The following is a 20,644-nucleotide window of genomic DNA, read 5'->3' on the forward strand; positions in this document are numbered from 1 at the left end:
CGACACTGTGCCGATGGAGCGCTCGGAACTGCTGGACCGCCACGTCGCCGCGTTCAACCACGGCGTCCGGACCGGGGACTACGAGCCGATGCTGGCCGGCTTCGCGGAGGACGCGGAGTTGATCTTCGTCGGCCCTCCGGCCGGGCCCTTCGTCGGCCTGGCGGCGATCCGGGCCGGCTACGCTGCGGCGCCGCCGGACGACACCCTGCGCACGCTGGCCAGCACCGTCGAGGCGGACGTGATCACCGCCCGCTACGCCTGGGACGCCGAGCCCGACCGCGACGCGGGCGTGATGATCTTCGAGCTCGACGGCGACCTGATCCGCCGGCTCACCGTCCGGTTCGGGTCGTAGGATCGGTCCAGAGTCCACGACCCCGACCAGGGAGAACTCATGCGACGCCTGCTGCGGGCGGTCTGCCTCGCCCTGCTGCTCTGTCTCACCGCCGTGCTCGGCATGTCGCCGGCCGCCGCGGAGCCCGACCCCGGAACCCCTGCGGCCCGACGGATCGCCGGCGGGCTGCGGCCGGTGGTCGACCTCTCGGCCCAGCGGGTGCTGGTCGGCGATCTGGTCGCCGCCTCGAAGTGGGGCACCGACCAGCCGATCGACGACCCGGCCCGGGAGAAGGTGGTGCTCGACTCGGTGGCGGAGCTGGCCCGGGAACGCGGCACGGACCCGGACCGGGTGGTGGCGATCTTCCGCGACCAGATCGAGGCGAGCAAGGTCGTCCAGCGCGGCCTGTTCCGGCAGTGGACCCGGCATCCCGCGCAGGCGCCCACCGAGCGGCCCGACCTGGATCAGGTCCGCGAGGAGATCAACCGGCTCAATGTCGGCATCGTCGACGCGGTCGCCGGCTCCGAGCGCGACCGGGACTCACTGCTCTGCGATGTGGGCGTCGTGCTGGCGGAGGTCCGGGTCGCTCACGAGCGAGACCTGGACGCCCTGCACGCCCGGGCACTGGACCGGTCCGTCGACTCCGTCTGCGACTGACCCAAGCCGCCGACGTCCCCTGACCGGGGGCCAAGTCCCGCCACGACGTTCCCTGAGCTTGTCGAAGGGCCAAGTCCCGGCCGCCACGTTCCCTGAGCTTGTCGAAGGGCAGGGCCCGGCCACGACGTTCCCTGAGCTTGTCGAAGGGCAGGGCCCGACCACGACGTTCCCTGAGCCTGTCGAAGGGCAGGGCCGACTCGCCCTGGTCCTTCGACAGGCTCAGGACGCGGTGGCCGGGTCCTTCGACGGGCTCAGGACGCGGTGGCCGGGTCCCGTGACTGGCTCGCGTTTTAATCGGTTCGTCGTCTCCGCGGGACGGCGCCTAGGATGGCCGGAATGTGCGACCCGCGGATCGAGTTCGCTCCGGAGCTCCCGATCAGCGACCGGGTCGACGAGATCGCCGCCGCGGTCCGCGATCACCAGGTGGTGGTGGTCGCCGGCGAGACCGGGTCCGGCAAGACGACCCAGCTGCCGAAGATCTGCCTGAGGCTCGGCCGGAAGCGGATCGGGCACACCCAACCGCGGCGGATCGCTGCCCGTACCGTCGCGGAACGGATCGCCGAGGAGTTGCAGGTCGGCCTGGGCGACCTGGTCGGCTACCAGGTCCGGTTCACCCGCAAGGCGTCCAAGGACACCCGGGTCAAGGTGATGACCGACGGCGTGCTGCTGGCCGAGATCGCCCATGATCGCCAGTTGCGCTCCTACGACACGATCATCATCGACGAGGCGCACGAGCGCAGTCTCAACATCGACTTCCTGCTCGGCTATCTGAGGACGCTGCTGCCCAAGCGGCCCGAGCTGAAGGTGATCATCACCTCGGCCACGATCGACACCGAGCGGTTCGCCGCCCACTTCGCCGACGAGGAAGGGAACCCGGCGCCGATCGTCGAGGTGTCCGGGCGCACCTACCCGGTCGAGGTCCGCTACCGGCCGCTGCTCGAGGATCCCGATGTCGACCAGTCCGCCGCCGTCGCCGAGGCGGTCAAGGAGCTGGCCGCGGAGGGCAACGGCGACATCCTGATCTTCTTCTCCGGCGAGCGGGAGATCCGCGACGCGGCGGAGACGATCAACGGGTTGGGGCTGCGCTTCACCGAAGTACTTCCCTTGTACGCAAGGCTGTCCGCGGCCGAGCAGCACAAGGTGTTCAGCTCGCACACCGGGCGCCGGATCGTGCTGGCCACCAACGTCGCCGAGACCTCGCTGACCGTGCCCGGGATCCGGTACGTGATCGACACCGGCCTGGCCCGGATCTCCCGCTACTCGGCCCGGACCAAGGTGCAGCGGCTGCCGATCGAGCCGATCTCGCGGGCCTCCGCCGACCAGCGGGCCGGCCGCTGCGGCCGGGTGGCACCGGGCATCTGCATCCGGCTGTACGGCGAGGAGGACTACCTCGGCCGGCCCGAGTTCACCGAACCGGAGATCCTGCGCACCAACCTGGCCTCGGTGATCTTGCAACTCACCGCCGCCGATCTCGGCGAGATCAGGTCCTTCCCGTTCGTGGAGGCGCCGGACGCGGCCCAGATCACCGACGGCATCCGGCTGCTGGACGAACTGGGAGCGCTCTCCACCAAGGGAAGCCGGGACCGGCCGCGGCTGACCAAGATCGGCCGCCGGCTGGCTGCCGTACCGCTGGATCCGCGGATGGGCCGGATGCTGCTGGCCGGCGAGCGGTACGGCTGCCTGGCCGAGATGTTGATCATCGTCGCCGGGCTGTCCATCCAGGACCCGCGGGAGCGACCGGCCGACCAGGCCGAGCGGGCCACCGCGCTGCACCGCCGGTTCTGGGCCCCCGGTGGCGGCGATGATCAGGAGGCGGAGCCGGACGGCAGCGACTTCGTCGCGTACCTGCGGCTCTGGGACTACCTCAAGGAACGGCAGAAATCCCTGTCCGGCAACGCGTTCCGGCGACTCTGCCGGGACGAGTTCCTGCACTTCCTGCGGATCCGCGAGTGGCAGGACCTGCACGGCCAGTTGCGCCAGATCGCCCGCGATCTCGATCTCGGCCGCAACACGGTGCCGGCCTCGCACGCCTCGGTCCACACCGCGGTGCTGTCCGGCCTGCTGTCCCACGTCGGACTCGCCGAACCGGACCAGAAGCCGGCCCGCGGCCAGTCCGACCGGGGCGCCCGGGGCCGGCGTCAGCGCGGGCCCCGCGAGTACCTGGGCGCCCGCGGCACCCGGTTCGCGATCAACCCCGGGTCCAGCGTGGCCAAGACCCAGCCGCCGCTGGTGATGGCGGCCGAGATCGTCGAGACGACCCGGCTCTGGGCCCGTACCGTCGCGCCGGTCGACGCCGCGCAGATCGAGGAGGTCGGCGGCCACCTGCTCAAGCGCAGCTACGCCGAGCCGCACTGGTCCGCCCGGGCCGGCTCGGTGGTGGCCTCCGAGACGGTCAGCCTGTACGGCATCCCGATCATCGCCGGCCGGCAGGTCGGCTACGGCAAGATCAATCCGGCCGAGGCCCGGGAGATCTTCATCCGGTCAGCGCTGGTCGAGGGGGACTGGCGGACCCGGCACCGGTTCTTCGCCGCCAACGCGGAGACCCGGGCCGAGGCGGAGGCGTTGGAGGAGCGGACCCGGCGCCGCGACATCGTCGTCGACGACCAGGTGATCTTCGACTTCTACGACGCCCGGATCCCGGCCGAGGTGGTCTCCGGCGCCCACTTCGACCGTTGGTGGAAGGACGCCCAGGGGGAGACGCCGGACCTGCTCACGCTCTCCCTGTCCGACCTGGTCCTGGACGACCGCGGCGCCGACCCGGACCAGTTCCCGGACGTCTGGTCGGTCGGCAGCCACGACTACCCGGTCAGCTACCGGTTCGATCCGGGCACCGAGCGGGACGGGGTCAGCGTCGAGGTGCCACTGGCGCTGCTCAACCAGGTCGACCCGGCGCCGTTCAGCTGGCAGGTGCCGGGCGCCCGGTTGGAACTGGCCACCGAGTTGATCCGGTCACTGCCCAAGGCCGTCCGCCGAAACCTCGTCCCGGCCCGCGAGTACGCCGATCGCGCGCTGGCCTGGCTGGATGCCCATCCCGACCAGCGGTCCGGGTCGCTGACCGACGGCCTGGCCCGGGCGATCCGGGGGCTGACCGGTGAACTGATCGCGCCGGGGGACTGGCGGACCGGCGCGGTGCCCGGTCACGTGGAGACGACGTTCGTGATCACCGAGGGTGACCGTACGGTCGCCGAGGGCAAGGACCTGACCGAGCTCCGGGACCGGCTGGTCGGTCAGGTCACCAAGACCCTGCGCAGCGCGGCCGCCGACCGGCTCAGCCCGCCCGCGACCACCTGGCAGTTCGGCGACATCGCCACCGAGCTGCGGCTCGGCGACGGCGCGGTCGGCTATCCGGCGCTGTCCGACGCCGGCGACGCGGTGGCGGTCACGGTGCTCGACTCGCCGCTGCGGCAGCGGCACAGCCACCGGCTCGGGCTGCGCCGGCTGGTGCTGCTGAACATCCCCGACGTCACCCGCTGGCTGGTCGGCCGGTTGTCCAACACCGACAAGCTGGCGCTCGGCTCCAGTCCGTACGCGAGCGTGCCGGCCCTGCTGGTGGACGCCCGGCTGGCGGCGGTCGGCGAACTGATCGACCGGGCCGGCGGCGCCGAGTCGGTCCGGTCCGAGGCGGTGTTCCGGCCGCTGGCCGACCGGGTCCGCGCGGACGCGGCCGAGCTGGCGCTCGAGCTGGTCGTGCTGGCCGCCGAGAGCGTACGGCTCTGGCAGCAGGCCCGGGCCGGCCTGGACCGGGTCCGCCGGGTCAGCCCGGCCGCCGCCGACGACCTGACCGAACAGCTGCAGAACCTGGTCTTCGCCGGGTTCCTGGCCGCGACGCCGTACCGGCACCTGGTCCAGCTGCCGCGGTACCTGCGAGCCGCGGTGCTGCGGACCGAGGCCCTGCCGGGCAACCTGGCCCGCGACGACGAGGCCATGGCGACGGTGCTGGACTGCGAGGACGCGTACGCCGAACTGTGCGCCGGCCTGCCGCCGGGGCCGCTGCCGGACGGTGTCGCCGAGATCGGCTGGCTGATCGAGGAACTGCGGGTCAGCCTGTTCGCCCAGCGACTGGGCACCGCGGCGCCGGTGTCCGCCAAGCGGATCATGCGCGCGATCGAGCGAGAGGCGCGCGGGTAGATTGGGCCGCATGATGGATCCACGGGAGCTGTACACCTTGCGGGACGACGTGGTGGCCAAGCTCGCCGGGCACCATCCGGTGCTGATCGTCCAGTTGGACGGTTTCGTCGACGCCGGCCAGGCCGGCCGGCTCTACGGCGCGCACCTGCTGGAGCATCTTGATCACGAACTGCTGGCCGAATTCGATCATGATCAGCTGCACGACTACCGGAGCCGGCGGCCGGCGATGGTCTTCGACACCAACACCTGGAAGTCGTACGCGGACGTGCAATTGCGGCTGCATCGGGTCGTCGACGAGCAGGGCGAGGTGTTCCTGCTGCTGTCCGGGCCGGAGCCCGACGTGCAGTGGGAGCGGCTGGCCTCGGCCGTGCTCGGCCTGATCGACCAGCTCGGCGTCCGGCTCACCGTGTCGCTGCACGGGATCCCGATGGCGGTCCCGCACACCCGGCCGATCACGCTGACCGCGCACGCCACCGACCCGGAGCTGGTCACCGGCTACCGCAGCTGGATCGACCGGGTCGAGGTGCCGGCCAGCTTCACCGGCCTGGTCGAGTTCCGGCTCGGCCAGCAGGACCGCAAGGCGATGGGCTTCGCGGTCCACGTACCGCACTATCTGGCCCAGTCCGCCTTCCCCGAGTCCGCCGTCGCCCTGTCCCGGGCCGTCACCCAGGTCACCGGCCTGGTCGTCCCCACCGAGCCGCTGGAGAAGGCGTCGGCGTCGACGATGGCGGACATCGCCGAGGAGGTCGCCGGCTCGACCGAGGTGCAGGAACTGGTCGGCTCGCTGGAGCAGCAGTACGACGCGATGACCGCCGAGGGCGTCGAGCAGGTCCCCAGCGCCGACGAGATCGCCGCCGAGTTCGAGCGCTTCCTGGCCGAACGCGACAAGAACACCGAATAAAGAGCCCGCCGACCGGTCACCAAAGCAGGCGTTTGGGCGGCGTGTCGCTGCTGAAGTGACCTGTCGATCCTGAGGGTGAGGCGGTGCGGTGTGAGGATGACCGGGTGTCGTGTGGCGCTGCCGTGGATCCGGACCGACTCGCTCGGTGGTGTCGGGAGCATCTGGGCAGTGCTCCGGCACAGGAGCTGTTCAATTCCGGGCATCTGTCCGCCGTATTGGGCCTGCGCCTGGTCGACGGGCGCGAGGTCGTGGTCAAGATTCGTCCGGGCTCCCCGCGGATCGCGGCCTGCCTGGACGTTCAGCGCCGCCTGTTCGAGGCCGGCTACCCGTGCCCACGGCCGCTCACCGGAGCCGTGCCGTTCGGCGGCGATGTCGCGACGGCCGAAAGCTACGTGCCCGGGGGTGCCGAGCTTCCCGGAGCCGACGACACGGCCTCCCTCTTCGCGCAGGCGTTCGCGCGGCTGATCCGGCTGGCTCCGAGCCCGGCCGAGGTCGCCGCGCTCGACCCCGCGCCGTCCTGGGCGGACTGGAACCACTGCGGTGCCGGGCTGTGGCCGCGTTCGGAGGAGGCTCCCTCCGTCGACCTCAACGACGTGGGCGGCAGGACGTGGATCGATGCGGTCGGCCACCAGGCCCGGGAGCGGCTGCGCGCCGGTGGGTCCGAAGCCGTGGTCGGCCACTGTGACTGGATCGTCGACAACCTGCGGTGGGCCGGCGACGAGCTCTTGGTCGTGCACGACTGGGACAGCATGATCATCGAGCGGGAAGCCGTCCTGGTCGGCTTCGCCGCCGCCCTGTATCCGTCGGACGGTGCGGACGAACTCGCCACCGTCGAGGGGACCGAGCGGTTCCTCCGCGCGTACGGCCACGCGCGTGGCCGGGAACTCGGCACCGCTGAACTCCGGCAGGCGTGGGCGGCCGGCCTCTGGACCCGCGCGTTCGACGCCAAGTTTCAGCAGATCGTCGGGCAGCCCGTCACGTCGTTGACCGAGGAGGAGGCGCACCGGCGGCTCCGTCGATGTTGATCAACCGAGGCTGGACCATGGCCCGATCCGCTGCCGGCGGTCAGTTGACCTCGGCGGGTTCGGCGAGTCTCGTGTCGTAGTCGGTCCGGGCCGCGATGATCTCGGTCTGGTGCGTCTCGGTCCAGTCGACCAGGGCCTGGATGGTCGCGTGCAGCGAGCGGCCGAGCGGGGTGAGCTCGTAGTCGACGCGGGGCGGCACCACGGGGTGGACCGTGCGCTTGACCAGGCCGTCGCGTTCCAGGTGGCGCAGGGTGACCGCGAGCATCCGCTGACTGACGCCGTCGATCTTGCGGCGCAGCTCGGTGAATCTCAGGCAGCGCTGGTCCAGCAGGGCGATCACCAGCAGCGACCACTTGTCGGCGATCCGGTCCAGGATCTGCCGCACCTCGCAGTCCTCCCGGGTGTCCCACTGGAATGGGTCGCCGTCGTCGGTATCACAGGCGGAACCGGGTGACTTCAAAGTGCCTTCTTCCACAACTCCCCATGGTGACGGATGGTTGTGTCAGTTACAAGAAGTAACTGACCATGAGAACGGGAGTGCCGGTGAGTGTTTCGAGTCCACGACGCGCGGAGGTACGGATGTCGGCGCGCGCCCGGGCCGTCGTCTTCGTCCTGTCCGGGGCGATCTTCCTGGAGGGCATCGATCTGTCCATGATGGGCGTCGCGCTGCCCTCGATCAGGGCCGACCTCGGCCTGTCCACGCCCGAGCTGCAATGGGTGATGAGCGCGTTCGTGCTGGGCTACGCGGGCTTCGTACTGCTCGGCGGCCGAGCCGCCGACCTGCTCGGCCGGCGCCGGATGTTCCTGCTCTGGCTGACGATCTTCCTGGTCGCCTCCGGCTTCGGCGGCCTGGCCGGCGAGGGCTGGATGTTGATCATGGCGCGGTTCGTCACCGGCGTCGCGGCGGCGTTCATGACGCCGGCCGGACTGTCGATCATCACGACGATGTTCGAGGAGGGGGAGCGGCGCAACAAGGCGCTGCTGGTCTATGCGGGGATGGCCGCGGCCGGCTTCTCGCTCGGCATGATGGTGGGCGGGGCCCTGGCCGCCGTGCACTGGCGCTGGGTCTTCTTCGCGCCGGTGATCGCCGCGTTGCTCTTGTTGATCACCGCGGTCCGGGTGCTGCCGGCCGGTGCCGCCGAGGAACGCCGGCCCCGGCTGCGTGAGCTCGACCTGCCCGGGGCGGTCACCCTGACCGGGACGATGCTGATCCTGGTGCTGGCGCTGGTCCGGGTGCACGAGGTGCCGGTCACCGAAAGCTTGATCACCTTCGGCGCTGCGGCCCTGCTCGGGATCGTGTTCGTGATCATCGAGCGCCGGGTGCCGGCACCGTTGATCCGGTTCGGGATCCTCCGGTCGGCGTCGGTGGTCCGGGCCAACCTGGCCGCGCTGCTGGTACTCGGCGGCTTCAACGCCTACCAGTTCATCCTGGTGCTCTATCTGCAGGAGCTCCGTGACTGGACGCCGCTGCAGACCGGTCTGGCCCTGGTGGTGCTCGGCTTCGACGCCGTGCTGGCGCCGACCCTGACCCCGCGGCTGGTGGCCCGGTTCGGCAACGTCAAGATGATCGCGGCCGGCCTCGTCCTGGCCGCGATCGGGTACGGGCTGTTCCTGCCGCTCGACCTGGACCGGAGCTACCTGACCATGTTCCCCGCGATGGTGATCATCGCCGTCTCGTTCGCCCTGGTGTACGGCCCGACGACGATCCTGGCCACCGACGGCGTGGCCGAGTCCGAGCAGGGCCTGGCCGGCGGCCTGGTCAACACCTCCTTCCAGTTCGGCGCCGCCCTCGGCATCGCCGCCGCGTCGGTGATCATCGCCGCGGTCGCCGGCAGCGCCGAGGACCCGCATCAGCAACTCGAGGGCTACCGCTCGGCACTCCTGGTGCCGCCCGTCGCCGCGGCCCTCGGCGCCCTGATCGTCGGCTCCGCTCTGTTCCGCCGGCGCGCTCGGTCGGGGATCGTCGCGGATACCCAGCCGAGCACTGTCAGCACGGGCGGCCGGGAGGCGTGATCATGATCGAGCGAGCCGAAGCCGCGCCCGGGTGATCAAGCGCGGCGGCCCGGTCGCGCCGATCAGGTCCGCCGCTACGGAGTGCACGAGCGCGGCGGCTAGGGTCGGGGTGTGCCGAAGTCGATCGATGAACTGGTGGATCTGCTCGAGCTCGAGGAGATCGAGGTCGGGTTGTTCCGGGCCCGGCAGCCGGACACGCAGATGCAGCGGGCGTTCGGGGGGCAGGTGCTGGCGCAGGCCCTGTGCGCGGCCGTCCGCACCGTCGGCGCGGACCGGTCGCTCCACTCGATGCACGGATACTTCCTGATCCCGGGCCGGACCGACATCCCGATCGTGTACGACGTCGAGCAGGTCCGGGACGGCCGCTCGTTCTCCTCCCGGCGGGTGGTGGCCCGGCAGGGCGGGAAGACGATCTTCTACCTCTCGGCGTCGTACCAGATCGCCGAGGACGGGTACGAGCACCAGGACCCGCTGCCCGAGGACGTGCCGGGCCCGGACGACTGCCCGCGCTACGTCGACCTGCTGGCCGAGGCGACCGGGCGGGAGCCGGCGGTCTGGCAGCGCGAGTACGGGGCGCTGGACGTCCGCTTCGCCGGCGACTCCCGGCCCGGCGGCGCGCTGGCCGATCCGCGGCACCCGGCCCGGGCCAGGGTCTGGGTCCGGGTGGACGGCCGACTGCCGGACCAGCGGTGGATCCATCAGGCCGCGCTCGCGTACGCCAGCGACCTGACCCTGCTCGCCGCGGCCACGGTGCCGCACGGCGTCTTCATCGGCGACCCACGGCTGCAGGCCGCGTCGCTGGACCACGCGATGTGGTTCCTGCGCGAGTTCCGGGCCGACACCTGGCTGCTCTACGACCAGGTCTCGCCGTCGGCCTCGAACGCCCGAGGGCTGTCCACCGGCCGGCTGTTCCAGGAGGGGACGCTGGTCGCCGACGTCGCCCAGGAGGGCCTGATCCGCCCCACCCGTTGAATCCCGCCCGACCTCACACGGTTTCCTCACGCTTTACCAGAGAAGCTTCCTGTGCATTGCGCCGGTTTTTCACGTTAACGTGAAAAACCGACAGCGTCGGCGAGTGAGTGCCGGGGAAAGCGAACGGCCCCCGAGTGGGTGGTCGGGGGCCGTTCGTTTCTCTGTGGGTAGGGAAGAGAATCTCGGGGTCAGGCGGCGAGGACCGACTTGCCGCGCAACTTGGCGATCGCGTGCCGTTCGATCTGGCGGACCCGCTCGGCGGTGATGCCCCAGACGGCACCGATGTCGGCGAGCTTGGCCTGGCGGCCGTCCAGCAGACCGTACCGGCGGCGCACCACGTCGGCGGAACGCTCGTCGAGCTGGTCCAGCAGGGCCTCCAGCCGGGCGTGCTCCTCGGCGTCGAGATAGACCTCGTCCGGGCCGGGCATCGGCTCGCGGGCGATCAGGTCGCCGAGGGCGGTGTCGCCACCTTCCTCGACCGGCGCGTCCAGGCTCACGTGCTCCCGGCCGTACCGCATCAGGTCGATCACACGATCCGCGTCGATGCCCATCTCGGCGGCGATCTCCTCGATCTCCGGGTCCCGGCCCAGCCGGCGCTCCAGGGTGCGGCGCACCGCGCCGACCTGGTTGACCTGCTCGGCGACGTGCACCGGCAGCCGGACGATCCGGCCCTGCTGGGCGATACCGCGGCTGATCGACTGCCGCACCCACCAGGTGCCGTAGGTGGAGAACTTGAAGCCCTTCGTGTAGTCGAACTTCTCGACCGCACGAATCAGGCCTGTGTTGCCTTCCTGGACCAGATCAAGCAACGGCATCTGGGACCGGCCGTACTTGCGCGCCACCGAGACCACCAGCCGGAGGTTGGCGGTGATGAAGCGCTGCAGGGCGCGTTGGCCCTCCTCGACCAGGAACTCCAGTTCCTCGGTCTCGGCCGTCACGGCCTTCTTGCCGCGTTCGTCGTCCAGTTCGCCGGTGAGGATGCGTTCGGCGTACAGGCCGACCTCGATGGCCTTCGCCAACTCCACCTCCTCCTCGGCGGTCAGCAGGGGAGTCTTGGCGATTCCATCGAGATACAGTCCAACCGCGTCCTTGCCGTCGATGCCTTCGGAGACGCGGGTTCGCGTTGCTTGAGCTACCACAGTTGGCCCCTTTCCATGTCCGGGCCGGCGTTGTCTCTGCCGTACACAGGAGTCAACGCCACCGGACGCCGAAAGGATTCCTTCGTAGCCCTGAAGAATCCCTGAGACCTACCTCGGTGGAACCCCGATAGGCCGCAAGTCTTACTTTACTGAGATCTGCGTCACCTGGTCGATGATCCAGGCGTACTCGAAGGCCAGCTCGCGCCACGACTTGTAGCGTCCGCTGACGCCGCCGTGACCGGCCGTCATCTCCGTCTTGAGCAGGATCGGCCGGTCCTCGCCGTTGCGGGCCACTCGGCGCAGCGCGGCGATCCACTTGGCCGGCTCGACGTAGAAGACCCGGGTGTCGTTGAGGCTGGTGGTGGCCAGGATCGCCGGATAGTCGACCTCGCGCAGATTCTCGTACGGGCTGTACGACTTCATGTACGCGTACACCGCGGGATCGTGCAGCGGGTCGCCCCACTCCTCCCATTCGGTGACCGTGAGCGGCAGGTCAGGGTCGAGGATCGTGGTCAGCGCGTCCACGAACGGCACGGCGGCGTGGATCGCCCGGAACGTCTGCGGGGCCAGGTTCGCGACGGCGCCCATCAGCAGCCCGCCGGCGCTGCCGCCGCGGGCCGCCAGTCGGTCTGCGCTGGTGTAGCCGCGCTCGATCAGGTGCTCGGCGCAGGCGACGAAGTCGCTGAACGTGTTCTTCTTGGTCAGCTCCTTGCCGTTCTCGTACCAGTCCCGGCCGAGTTCGCCGCCGCCGCGGATGTGCGCGATCGCGTACACGAAGCCGCGCTCGAGCAGCGACAGCTGGGAGATCCGGAAGGTGGGGTCGATCGAGATCTCGTACGAGCCGTAGCCGTAGATCAGGGCCGGCGCGCTGCCGTCCAGCTCCAGGCCCGCTTTGTGCACGATCGAGATCGGGATCCTGGTGCCGTCGGCCGCGGTCGCCCATTCGCGGACCTGGACGTAGTCCTCGGAGCGGTACGGCCCGTGTTCGGGGTGGTCCAGCACCTCGGTCCGCTTCCGTACGGTGCGGGTGCCGGTCGGCACGTCGAGGTCGACCACCGAGTCCGGCGTGACCAGCGAGGTGAAGGCGTACCGGACGGTGCTGCTGTCGTAGTCCCGGCCGGTCACGTGGTCGACCGTGTAGAGCGGCTCGTCGAACTCGAGGTCCGTCCCGGCGCCCGGGGTGCCGTCGGCGCCGCGGGGGAGCAGCCGCAGCCCGGTCAGGCCGTCCCGGCGCAGCCCGAGCACGACGTGGCCCGCGTAGGCCGTGACGTCGGTCAGCCGGACTCCGGCCTGGTGCGGCAGCACGGTCCGCCACTGGTCCGGCGAGGTCGCGTCCAGCGGAGCCTCGGCCAGCGCGAAGTCGGGGCCGCCGTCCCGCTCCGGATCGTTGTGCAGGATGAGCAGCCGGTCGCCGGCCACCTCGACGTTGTACTCGATGCCCTGCCGGCGCGGCGCGATCGACCGCGGCGTCGCGGACGGGTCGTCGGTGGCCAGGATCAAGTACTCGGTGGTCAGCTTGCTGCCGACCCCGATCAGGATCCAGCGCTCGTCGCGGCTGGCCTCCAGCCCGACCCAGTACTTCTCGTCCGGCTCGCTGAACACGTCGACGTCCTCAGCGACCTCGGTGCCGAGCCGGTGCCGGCGGACCAGGTACGGCCGCCAGGCCGCGTCGGCCCGGGTGTAGAAGAGGTGGTCGGCGCCGGCCCAGCCGATCCCGTACACGGTGTCCGGGATCTCGTCCGGCAGCAGCTCGCCGGTGTCCAGGTTCTTGATCTTGATCGTGTAGCGCTCGTCGCCGCTGAGGTCGGTCGAGTACGCCAGCAGGGTGCCGTCCGGAGACACGCCGAGGGCGCCGACCGAGAAGAACTCGGCGTCACCGGCCTCCGCGTTGCAGTCCAGCAGCACCTCCTCGCCGTCGATCGGTCGCTCCGGGTCGGGCGGCGTGGTCGGGTCGGCGGCGATCACCCGGCAGTGGATCGGATAGTCCTGGCCCTCGACGGTCCGGGTGTAGTACCAGTAGCCGCGCTCGCCGTGCCGGCGGTGCGACGGGACGCTGAGATCGGTCTCCTTGGTCCGCGCCTTGATGTCGTTGAAGATCGCCTCACGCAGCTCGGCCAGGTGCCCGGTGCGCGCCTCGGTGTAGGCGTTCTCCGCCTCGAGGTAGCCGATCACCTCGGGATTCTCCTTGTCCCGCAGCCATTCGTACGGGTCGGCGAAGTCGTCGCCGTGGTGGCTCCGGACGATCGGACGGAAGGCGGCCGTCGGGGCGGTCGCGGCAGCGCGGTCGAGCTGGTCGGTCATAGCTGCCGACCCTACGCGCCCTCACCGACAAGCGGACGCACGGTCAGGATCTGCTCGGTGCGGCCGACCGGGCCGTCGAGGTCGTACACGATCGCGGAGGTGAGGCCGATCCCGGTCGGCCCGATCTCGGACCTGGCGTCGAAGCCCACCCAGGCGTCCGGGCCGGACAGCCGCGGCGCCCGGGTCAGGTGGATCGTCAGGTCGGTGTTGGGGAACATCCACTGCCGAGGCGGCAGCCGGGCGGCGATTCCGTTGGCGGTGTCCAGCAGACCGACGAAGCGGACCAGGTCGGAGGCGTCGACGCCGTCGATCAGCGCGGTCCGCGAGTGCAGCCAGGCCCGGGCGCGGCCTGGTTCCGAGCCGGGCACGACCCGGAACTCCAGACTGTCGATGTAACCGCCGCCCCAGGTGTCGGTGATCGGCCAGACCGGCAGGCCGTCCGGGGCCGGCAGCGGCTCGGGCCCACCACCCGCCACCGCGGACGTGTCGGCTGCGGCCAGCCGCCACCCGGTCGCCCGGACCGCCGGACGCCCGTCGATGATCATGGTCGCCTCGACCAGTTCGATCGTGCGGCCCGGCCGGATCGTCGAGACCTCGACCCGGAACGGCTCGGCACTGATCACCCCGAGGATCTCGTACGTCAGCCGGCACAGCTGCAGTTCCGGCCGCGGCGCGTGCGTCTCGATCACGTGCGCCAGCAGCCCGGCCACCGGCGCCATGTGCTGTTCGGTGTCCCGCCAGGCGCCCTGGACGTGCACGGTCGGCCGGTACCGGTGATCACCGAGGTCGACGTAGTAGGAGTTCGGATCCACGGCCCGACCCTAGTGCCCGCGGTTGCTGACATTGCGGCGCCGATGGGTGACGATGGATCGCATGGGCGACGAGGTCGAACGGCGGGAGTTCACCCGGGCGGACCGGACCCGCTATCGCGCCAAGGTGCGGACCGGCCTCGATGTCTTGGCCCTGATGCTGACCGAGTCGCGGTTCGAGGCCGACCAGCCGATGGCCGGCCTGGAGATCGAACTCAACCTGGTCGACCAGGACCAGCAGCCGGCGATGCGGAACGCCGAGGCGCTGGCGGCGATCGCCGACCCGCAGTTCCAGACCGAGCTGGGCCGGTTCAACATCGAGATCAACGTACCGCCGCGGCAGTTGGCCGGGCGCGGGCTGTCGTCGTTCGAGGACTCGGTCCGGGCGGCTCTGAACCACGCGCAGAAGCGCGCGTCCGAGGCCGGCGTCGGGCTGGCGATGGTCGGCATCCTGCCCACCCTCGCGCCGGAGCACGCGACCCGGGACAACCTGAGCGAGAACCCGCGCTACTCGCTGCTCGAGGAGGAGATCTTCGCCGCCCGCGGCGAGGACATGGAGATCGACATCGACGGCGCCGAACGGCTCCGGATGGTGTCCGACACGATCATGCCCGAGGCGGCCTGCACCTCGACCCAGGTGCACCTGCAGGTCAGCCCGGACGACTTCGCCGGCTACTGGAACGCCGCTCAGGCCATCGCCGGCGTCCAGATCGCCGTGGGCGCCAACTCGCCGTACCTCTTCGGGCACCGGCTGATGGCCGAGTCCCGGATCCCGCTGTTCGAGCAGAGCACCGACACCCGCAGCGACGAGCTCAAGGCCCAGGGGGTACGGCCTCGGGTGTGGTTCGGCGAGCGCTGGATCACCTCGATCTTCGACCTGTTCGAGGAGAACACCCGCTACTTCCCGGCGCTGCTGCCGATCTGCACCGACGAGGACCCGGTGGCCGTGCTGGACAGCGGGGGAGTGCCGAAGCTGGAGGAGCTGCGGCTGCACAACGGCACCGTCTACCGCTGGAACCGCCCGGTGTACGACATCGCCGGCGGGGTGCCGCACCTGCGGGTCGAGAACCGGGTGCTGCCGGCCGGCCCGACCGTGCTCGACACGATGGCGAACGCCGCCTTCTTCGCCGGCCTGGTCCGCGCGCTGGCCGACGCCGACCGGCCGCTCTGGTCGGCGATGTCGTTCCAGGCGGCCCGGGAGAACTTCGTGGCCGGCTACCGGTACGGGATCGACGCCGAGGTCTACTGGCCCGGCGTCGGGCGGGTCAGCGTGGTCGAACTGGTGCTGCGGAAGCTGCTGCCGCTGGCCGAGCAGGGGCTGCGGCTGTGGCGGGTCAACGGCGAGGAGACCGACCGGCTGCTCCAGGTGATCGAGCGGCGCTGCGTCCGTGCGGCCAACGGCGCGACGTGGCAGACTGCGGAGGTGTCCGGGCTGGAGGCGGCCGGTCGTGATCGGGGAGCGGCCCTGCGCGCCATGCTCGCCCGCTACCTGGAACTGATGCACAGCAACGAACCGGTCCACACCTGGGAGGCACTGCGTACATGAGCGATACAGGGCGGATGAGCGACTCCGATGCGCAGGCACCGGCGACACCGACGATCGTCGTCGGTTACTCGGCCAAGCCGGAGGGGAGCGCGGCGTTGCGGACCGCCATCGTCGAGGCCGGGCGGCGCGACGCCCGGCTGATCGTCGTGCACACGTCGAGCGCGGACGAGGTCGTCGCGCTCACCGAGGAGCTGGACCAGTCCGGGGTGCCGTACGAGGTCCGCAAGGCGCCGGACGAGCTGGACCCGGCCGACGAGGTGATCAACGCGGCCGAGGAATCGGACGCGGTGTTCATCGTGATCGGGCTGCGCCGCCGTTCGCCGGTCGGCAAGCTGCTGCTCGGCAGCAACGCCCAGCGGGTGCTGCTGGACGCGTCCTGCCCGGTGCTCGCGGTCAAGGCCGAGCCCATCGCGGGGAGTTGATTCACGGAAGTTGATCTTGGCGCGGCAGGCTACCGTCGGAGCCCGTACCGCCGTGCCGATTCAGCCATTTTGGGTGGGCGTGTAAGAATACGTTCAGGAACGGCTCTTGACTTCCGACGGGCCGCGCCTGCCCTAGATTCGATCCGGTACGCCCGAGAGGTCCTTAGTGTCATCCTCTTCAACTCCCAACGCCGCGCGCGAGGGAATCACGTCCGAATCCACCGTCGAAGCCAGCGAGTCTTCGGCACCGCACCAGTCGAACGGCAGCGTCGCCGCTGCCGGTGCGACGCGGGCCAGCCAGGTGTCCGCTGCGGTGAGCAAGGACGAGGCGCCGGCCGCCAAGCGGCCAGGCCGTCCACCGGCGAAGAAGGCAGCCGCCAAGAAGGCGAAGCTGAAGGCGGTCGCCGACGAGCCGGACGAGGAGGCCGCCGGCCCGGGAGCCCGGAAGCCGGCCAAGAAGGCCGCCGCGAAGGGTGCGGCCGCGAAGAAGGCCACCGCCAAGAAGGCGTCGAAGTCGGACGACGATGACGACGACGTCGAGATCACCGACGAGGAGCTGGAGGCCGACCTGCTGGTCGAGGTCGACGGCGACGACGTCGTCCTCACCGTGGGCAAGAAGCTCACCACCGACGACAAGCGGCGTGCCCTGGACGAGGTCGACGAGTCGACCTTCGAGCCGGGCAAGGAGGCCAGCCTCGAGAAGGAGCTGACCGAGGACGAGGGCTTCAGCCTGTCCGACGCCGACGACGCCGACGAGCCGGAGCAGCAGGTCGTCACCGCCGGCGCCACCGCCGACCCGGTCAAGGACTACCTGAAGCAGATCGGCAAGGTCGCGCTGCTGAACGCCGAGCAGGAGGTCGAGCTCGCCAAGCGGATCGAGGCCGGCCTGTTCGCCGACGAGAAGCTGAACGACGTCGCGGCCAAGGTGAAGGCCGCGCAGCGCGACGACATGGAGTGGATCGCCGAGGACGGCCGCCGCGCCAAGAACCACCTGCTGGAGGCCAACCTGCGACTGGTCGTCTCGCTGGCCAAGCGGTACACGGGCCGCGGCATGCTCTTCTTGGACCTGATCCAGGAGGGCAACCTGGGCCTGATCCGTGCGGTCGAGAAGTTCGACTACACCAAGGGCTACAAGTTCTCCACCTACGCCACCTGGTGGATCCGGCAGGCGATCACCCGTGCCATGGCCGATCAGGCCCGGACCATCCGGATCCCGGTCCACATGGTGGAAGTGATCAACAAGCTGGCCCGGGTGCAGCGGCAGATGCTGCAGGACCTCGGCCGCGAGCCGACGCCGGAGGAGCTGGCCGCCGAGCTGGACATGACGCCGGAGAAGGTCGTCGAGGTCCAGAAGTACGGTCGCGAGCCGATCTCCCTGCACACTCCGCTGGGCGAGGACGGCGACTCCGAGTTCGGCGACCTGATCGAGGACTCCGAGGCGGTCGTCCCGGCCGACGCGGTCAGCTTCACGCTGCTGCAGGAGCAGCTGCACGACGTGCTGGACACGCTCAGCGAGCGCGAGGCCGGCGTGGTCTCGATGCGGTTCGGCCTGACCGACGGCCAGCCGAAGACGCTGGACGAGATCGGCAAGGTCTACGGCGTGACCCGGGAGCGGATCCGCCAGATCGAGTCGAAGACGATGAGCAAGCTGCGGCACCCGTCCCGGTCCCAGGTGCTGCGCGACTACCTGGATTGATGCCCCGAGTCCGTACGACGCAACGGCCCCCGATCGAGGAGATCGGGGGCCGTTGCGTTGAGGTCTCTCGTGGGGGTTACTTCAGTCGCTCGGACTCGTCATGGATCTGCAGGGCAACCTGCTTCAACTTGTCGGCGTGCTGTTTTCCGTGGTGGGCGCAGAACAGGAGTTCGGACCCGGTCGCCAGGGTCACTCGTACATAGGCCTGGGCGCCACAGCGGTCACAGCGGTCGGCTGCGTTGAGTGCTGGGTCTTCGATCACGGATGTGCTCACGATAGGCCTCTCTTTCGCAACAAGTCCGGTCCTCCCCCGGGTGTGAGTCATCCCGAGTCGGCGACCAGTACGGGCGTCGATATCTAGTGAACATCCTTCCGGGGGTGGAATGTTCCCCATTTCGGCTCATGATCGTGAAAGTCCAGTAACGATCACCTCAGGATCCGCCCAGCTAACGTCAAGAACGGCTTTCCGGAGACCGGATCCGGGGGACACCGCGGGCACCTCCCGGGAACCGTCGGTGGGCGCCGGTAAACTCACAGAGTGCCAAGTCCCGCGAAATCCACAATCGGCAAGCCTGCAACGGAAAGCCGTGATTACGAGGCCCGGCACCTGCTGGTGCTGGAGGGGCTGGAGGCCGTCCGGAAGCGGCCCGCGATGTACATCGGTTCGACCGATACCCGGGGGCTGATGCACTGCGTCTGGGAGATCATCGACAACGCCGTCGACGAAGCCCTGGCCGGCTCGGGCAACGAGATCTTGATCACGTTGGGTTCCGACGGCAGCGTCTCGGTCCAGGACCACGGCGCCGGCATCCCGGTGGACACCGAGCCGCGGACCGGGCTGACCGGCGTCGAGGTGGTCTTCACCAAGCTGCACGCCGGCGGCAAGTTCGGCGCGGGCTCGTACAACGCGACCGGCGGCCTGCACGGTGTCGGCGCCTCGGTGGTGAACGCCCTGTCCAGCCGGCTGGACGTCGAGGTGGACCGCAAGTCGACGGTCTGGGGGATGTCGTTCCGGCGCGGCGTGCCGGGCACGTTCGACGGCCCGGGACCCGACGCGAAGTTCACCCCCGGCGGCGGCCTGAAGAAGCTCGGCAAGGCCAAGCGCGGCGCCACCGGCACCCGGATCACGTACTGGCCGGACCGGTCGATCTTCCTCAAGGACGCCCAGCTGTCCATCGAGGAACTGCACGCGCGGGCCCGGCAGACCAGCTTCCTGGTGCCCGGGCTGGCGCTGGTGGTCACCGACAACCGCGGGCCGGAGACCGCGGTCGAGAAGTTCCTGCACGACGGCGGCATCACCGAGTTCTGCGAGTTCCTGGCGCCGGACCGCGCCATCACCGACGTGGTACGGCTGCAGGGCCAGAGCCGGTTCACCGAGACCGTGCCGATGCTCGACGACAGCGGTGCCATGACCCCGACCGACGTGGAGCGCGACCTCGACGTCGACATCGCGATCCGCTGGGGCGAGGGGTACCAGACGACGGTGCAGTCCTACGTCAACATCATCCGGACGCCCAAGGGCGGCACCCACGTCACCGGCTTCGAGCGGGCGCTGACCAAGACGTTCACCGAGGTGCTGCGCGGCACCCGGCTGCTGAAGAACGGCGACGAGGTGATCAAGGACGACGTGCTGGAGGGCATGACGGCCGTCGTCACGGTCCGGCTCGCCGAGCCGCAGTTCGAGGGCCAGACCAAGGAGGTGCTGGGCACCCCGCCGGTCGCAGCGCTGGTCCAGAAGACCGTCGCCGCCGAGCTGAAGAACTTCCTCACCTCGACCAAGCGGGAGACCAAGGCCCAGTCCAGGGCGGTGATGGAGAAGGTCGTGTCGGCGTCCCGGTCCCGGGTCGCCGCCCGGCAGCACCGGGAGGCGCAGCGGCGGAAGAACGCGCTGGAGTCGTCCACCCTGCCGCCGAAGCTCAAGGACTGCCGCAGCAACGACGTCGACTCGACCGAGCTGTTCATCGTGGAGGGCGACTCGGCGCTGGGCACCGCGCTGCGGGCCCGCAACGGCGACCACCAGGCGCTGCTGCCGATCCGGGGCAAGATCCTCAACGTGCAGAAGGCGTCCGTCGGCGACATGCTGAAGAACGCCGAGTGCGCCTCGATCATCCAGGTGGTCGGCGCCGGGTCCGGCCGCAACTTCGACCCGGAGGCGGCGCGCTACGGCAAGATCATCTTCATGGCCGACGCGGATGCCGACGGCGCGCACATCCGCTGCCTGCTCGCGACGCTGTTCTTCCGCTACATGCGGCCGCTGATCGAGGCCGGCCGGGTCTACACCGCGGTGCCGCCGCTGCACCGGTTCGAGCTGACCAACCCGAAGAAGGGTCAGGAGAAGTACCTGTACACGTACTCCGACGCGGAGTATCAGCGCAAGGCCGCGGAGCTGACCAAGAAGAACATCCGGTTCAGCGAGCCGCAGCGGTACAAGGGCCTGGGCGAGATGAACGCCAACCAGCTCTCCGAGACCACGATGAACCCGCGACACCGGACGCTGCGCCGGATCACCGTCGACGACGCCATCCTGGCCGAGACGACCTTCGAGATGCTGATGGGCAACGACGTCGCGCCGCGCAAGGAGTTCATCATCGACGGCGCGTACGCGCTCGACGCCGCGACCATCGACGCCTGACGCTTCGGCCGCTGTCGAAGCTTTGCGGGCGCAGACTGGGTGGATGGAACCGGTAGTGAGCAGGGTGACGGC

16 protein-coding genes are annotated in these 20,644 nt (G+C 70.1%); 11 read left to right on the forward strand and 5 right to left on the reverse strand.

Features of this window, described 5'->3' with window-relative positions; genetic code table 11:
* The first annotated feature begins 13 nt into the window (after positions 1-13).
* The 5 genes from AC6CCG_RS25585 (at position 14) to AC6CCG_RS25605 (ending at position 7,042) form a co-directional block, all read left to right on the forward strand.
* Positions 14-352: a nuclear transport factor 2 family protein gene (locus AC6CCG_RS25585; protein WP_496657577.1), complete on the forward strand. Its 339-nt coding sequence runs from the start codon at positions 14-16 to the stop codon at positions 350-352.
* A gap of 39 nt (positions 353-391) precedes the next feature.
* Positions 392-988 carry a chorismate mutase gene (locus tag AC6CCG_RS25590; protein WP_496657578.1) on the forward strand — a complete coding sequence of 199 codons (597 nt, stop codon included), beginning with the start codon at positions 392-394 and terminating at the stop codon, positions 986-988.
* Positions 989-1,324: 336 nt separating this feature from the next.
* Positions 1,325-5,116, forward strand: a complete 3,792-nt coding sequence (hrpA, locus tag AC6CCG_RS25595; protein ID WP_496657579.1) for an ATP-dependent RNA helicase HrpA — start codon at positions 1,325-1,327, stop codon at positions 5,114-5,116.
* A gap of 10 nt (positions 5,117-5,126) precedes the next feature.
* Positions 5,127-6,017, forward strand: a complete 891-nt coding sequence (locus AC6CCG_RS25600; protein WP_496657580.1) for a proteasome assembly chaperone family protein — start codon at positions 5,127-5,129, stop codon at positions 6,015-6,017.
* A 104-nt stretch (positions 6,018-6,121) separates the two neighbouring features.
* Positions 6,122-7,042, forward strand: a complete 921-nt coding sequence (locus AC6CCG_RS25605; RefSeq protein WP_496657581.1) for a phosphotransferase — start codon at positions 6,122-6,124, stop codon at positions 7,040-7,042.
* Between the two features lie 40 nt (positions 7,043-7,082).
* Here the strand turns inward: AC6CCG_RS25605 and AC6CCG_RS25610 are convergent, their stop codons facing one another.
* Positions 7,083-7,427: a winged helix-turn-helix transcriptional regulator gene (locus AC6CCG_RS25610; RefSeq protein ID WP_496657582.1), complete on the reverse strand. Its 345-nt coding sequence runs from the start codon at positions 7,425-7,427 to the stop codon at positions 7,083-7,085.
* A gap of 194 nt (positions 7,428-7,621) precedes the next feature.
* Between AC6CCG_RS25610 and AC6CCG_RS25615 the strand changes: the two genes are divergently transcribed.
* Both AC6CCG_RS25615 and AC6CCG_RS25620 read left to right on the forward strand, forming a co-directional pair.
* Positions 7,622-9,055 carry an MFS transporter gene (locus AC6CCG_RS25615; protein WP_496657583.1) on the forward strand — a complete coding sequence of 478 codons (1,434 nt, stop codon included), beginning with the start codon at positions 7,622-7,624 and terminating at the stop codon, positions 9,053-9,055.
* Positions 9,056-9,166: 111 nt separating this feature from the next.
* On the forward strand, positions 9,167-10,027 hold the full coding sequence (locus tag AC6CCG_RS25620; protein WP_496657584.1) for an acyl-CoA thioesterase: 861 nt from the start codon (positions 9,167-9,169) through the stop codon (positions 10,025-10,027).
* Positions 10,028-10,215: 188 nt separating this feature from the next.
* On the opposite strand, the gene AC6CCG_RS25625 is transcribed toward AC6CCG_RS25620, so the two are convergent.
* The 3 genes from AC6CCG_RS25625 to AC6CCG_RS25635 all read right to left on the reverse strand — a co-directional run bounded on the left by AC6CCG_RS25625 (position 10,216) and on the right by AC6CCG_RS25635 (position 14,279).
* Positions 10,216-11,166: a sigma-70 family RNA polymerase sigma factor gene (locus AC6CCG_RS25625; RefSeq protein ID WP_496657585.1), complete on the reverse strand. Its 951-nt coding sequence runs from the start codon at positions 11,164-11,166 to the stop codon at positions 10,216-10,218.
* A gap of 141 nt (positions 11,167-11,307) precedes the next feature.
* Positions 11,308-13,467, reverse strand: a complete 2,160-nt coding sequence (locus AC6CCG_RS25630) for a S9 family peptidase (protein WP_496657586.1) — start codon at positions 13,465-13,467, stop codon at positions 11,308-11,310.
* Between the two features lie 11 nt (positions 13,468-13,478).
* A complete protein-coding gene (locus AC6CCG_RS25635) occupies positions 13,479-14,279 on the reverse strand; it encodes a thioesterase family protein (protein ID WP_496657587.1) in 801 nt (266 codons plus the stop codon).
* Positions 14,280-14,340: 61 nt separating this feature from the next.
* Here AC6CCG_RS25635 and AC6CCG_RS25640 point away from each other — a divergent pair, with 61 nt between their 5' ends.
* The 3 genes from AC6CCG_RS25640 to AC6CCG_RS25650 all read left to right on the forward strand — a co-directional run bounded on the left by AC6CCG_RS25640 (position 14,341) and on the right by AC6CCG_RS25650 (position 17,940).
* Complete coding sequence (locus AC6CCG_RS25640) at positions 14,341-15,822, forward strand: glutamate-cysteine ligase family protein (protein WP_496657588.1); 1,482 nt, start codon at positions 14,341-14,343, stop codon at positions 15,820-15,822.
* 14 nt (positions 15,823-15,836) lie between these two features.
* Entirely contained in the window at positions 15,837-16,244 is a 408-nt protein-coding gene (locus AC6CCG_RS25645) for a universal stress protein (RefSeq protein ID WP_496657589.1), read from the forward strand.
* Between the two features lie 205 nt (positions 16,245-16,449).
* Positions 16,450-17,940 carry an RNA polymerase sigma factor gene (locus AC6CCG_RS25650; protein WP_496657725.1) on the forward strand — a complete coding sequence of 497 codons (1,491 nt, stop codon included), beginning with the start codon at positions 16,450-16,452 and terminating at the stop codon, positions 17,938-17,940.
* A gap of 76 nt (positions 17,941-18,016) precedes the next feature.
* On the opposite strand, the gene AC6CCG_RS25655 is transcribed toward AC6CCG_RS25650, so the two are convergent.
* On the reverse strand, positions 18,017-18,265 hold the full coding sequence (locus AC6CCG_RS25655; RefSeq protein WP_496657590.1) for a DUF7455 domain-containing protein: 249 nt from the start codon (positions 18,263-18,265) through the stop codon (positions 18,017-18,019).
* 213 nt (positions 18,266-18,478) lie between these two features.
* Here AC6CCG_RS25655 and AC6CCG_RS25660 point away from each other — a divergent pair, with 213 nt between their 5' ends.
* Positions 18,479-20,572, forward strand: a complete 2,094-nt coding sequence (locus tag AC6CCG_RS25660; RefSeq protein WP_496657591.1) for a DNA gyrase/topoisomerase IV subunit B — start codon at positions 18,479-18,481, stop codon at positions 20,570-20,572.
* Positions 20,573-20,644 lie beyond the last annotated feature (72 nt).

The sequence above is a fragment of the Microlunatus sp. YIM B11417 genome, assembly GCF_059617205.1.

What these genes read in the sequence shown, in the direction of transcription:
- AC6CCG_RS25585 (WP_496657577.1), top strand. Translation starts at nt 14, where the DNA reads ATGGAGCGCTCGGAACTGCTGGACCGCCACGTCGCCGCGTTCAACCAC.
- AC6CCG_RS25590 (WP_496657578.1), top strand. Translation starts at nt 392, where the DNA reads ATGCGACGCCTGCTGCGGGCGGTCTGCCTCGCCCTGCTGCTCTGTCTC.
- hrpA (WP_496657579.1), top strand. Translation starts at nt 1,325, where the DNA reads ATGTGCGACCCGCGGATCGAGTTCGCTCCGGAGCTCCCGATCAGCGAC.
- AC6CCG_RS25600 (WP_496657580.1), top strand. Translation starts at nt 5,127, where the DNA reads ATGATGGATCCACGGGAGCTGTACACCTTGCGGGACGACGTGGTGGCC.
- AC6CCG_RS25615 (WP_496657583.1), top strand. Translation starts at nt 7,622, where the DNA reads ATGTCGGCGCGCGCCCGGGCCGTCGTCTTCGTCCTGTCCGGGGCGATC.
- AC6CCG_RS25630 (WP_496657586.1), bottom strand. Translation starts at nt 13,467, where the DNA reads ATGACCGACCAGCTCGACCGCGCTGCCGCGACCGCCCCGACGGCCGCC.
- AC6CCG_RS25640 (WP_496657588.1), top strand. Translation starts at nt 14,341, where the DNA reads ATGGGCGACGAGGTCGAACGGCGGGAGTTCACCCGGGCGGACCGGACC.
- AC6CCG_RS25645 (WP_496657589.1), top strand. Translation starts at nt 15,837, where the DNA reads ATGAGCGACTCCGATGCGCAGGCACCGGCGACACCGACGATCGTCGTC.
- AC6CCG_RS25655 (WP_496657590.1), bottom strand. Translation starts at nt 18,265, where the DNA reads ATGACTCACACCCGGGGGAGGACCGGACTTGTTGCGAAAGAGAGGCCT.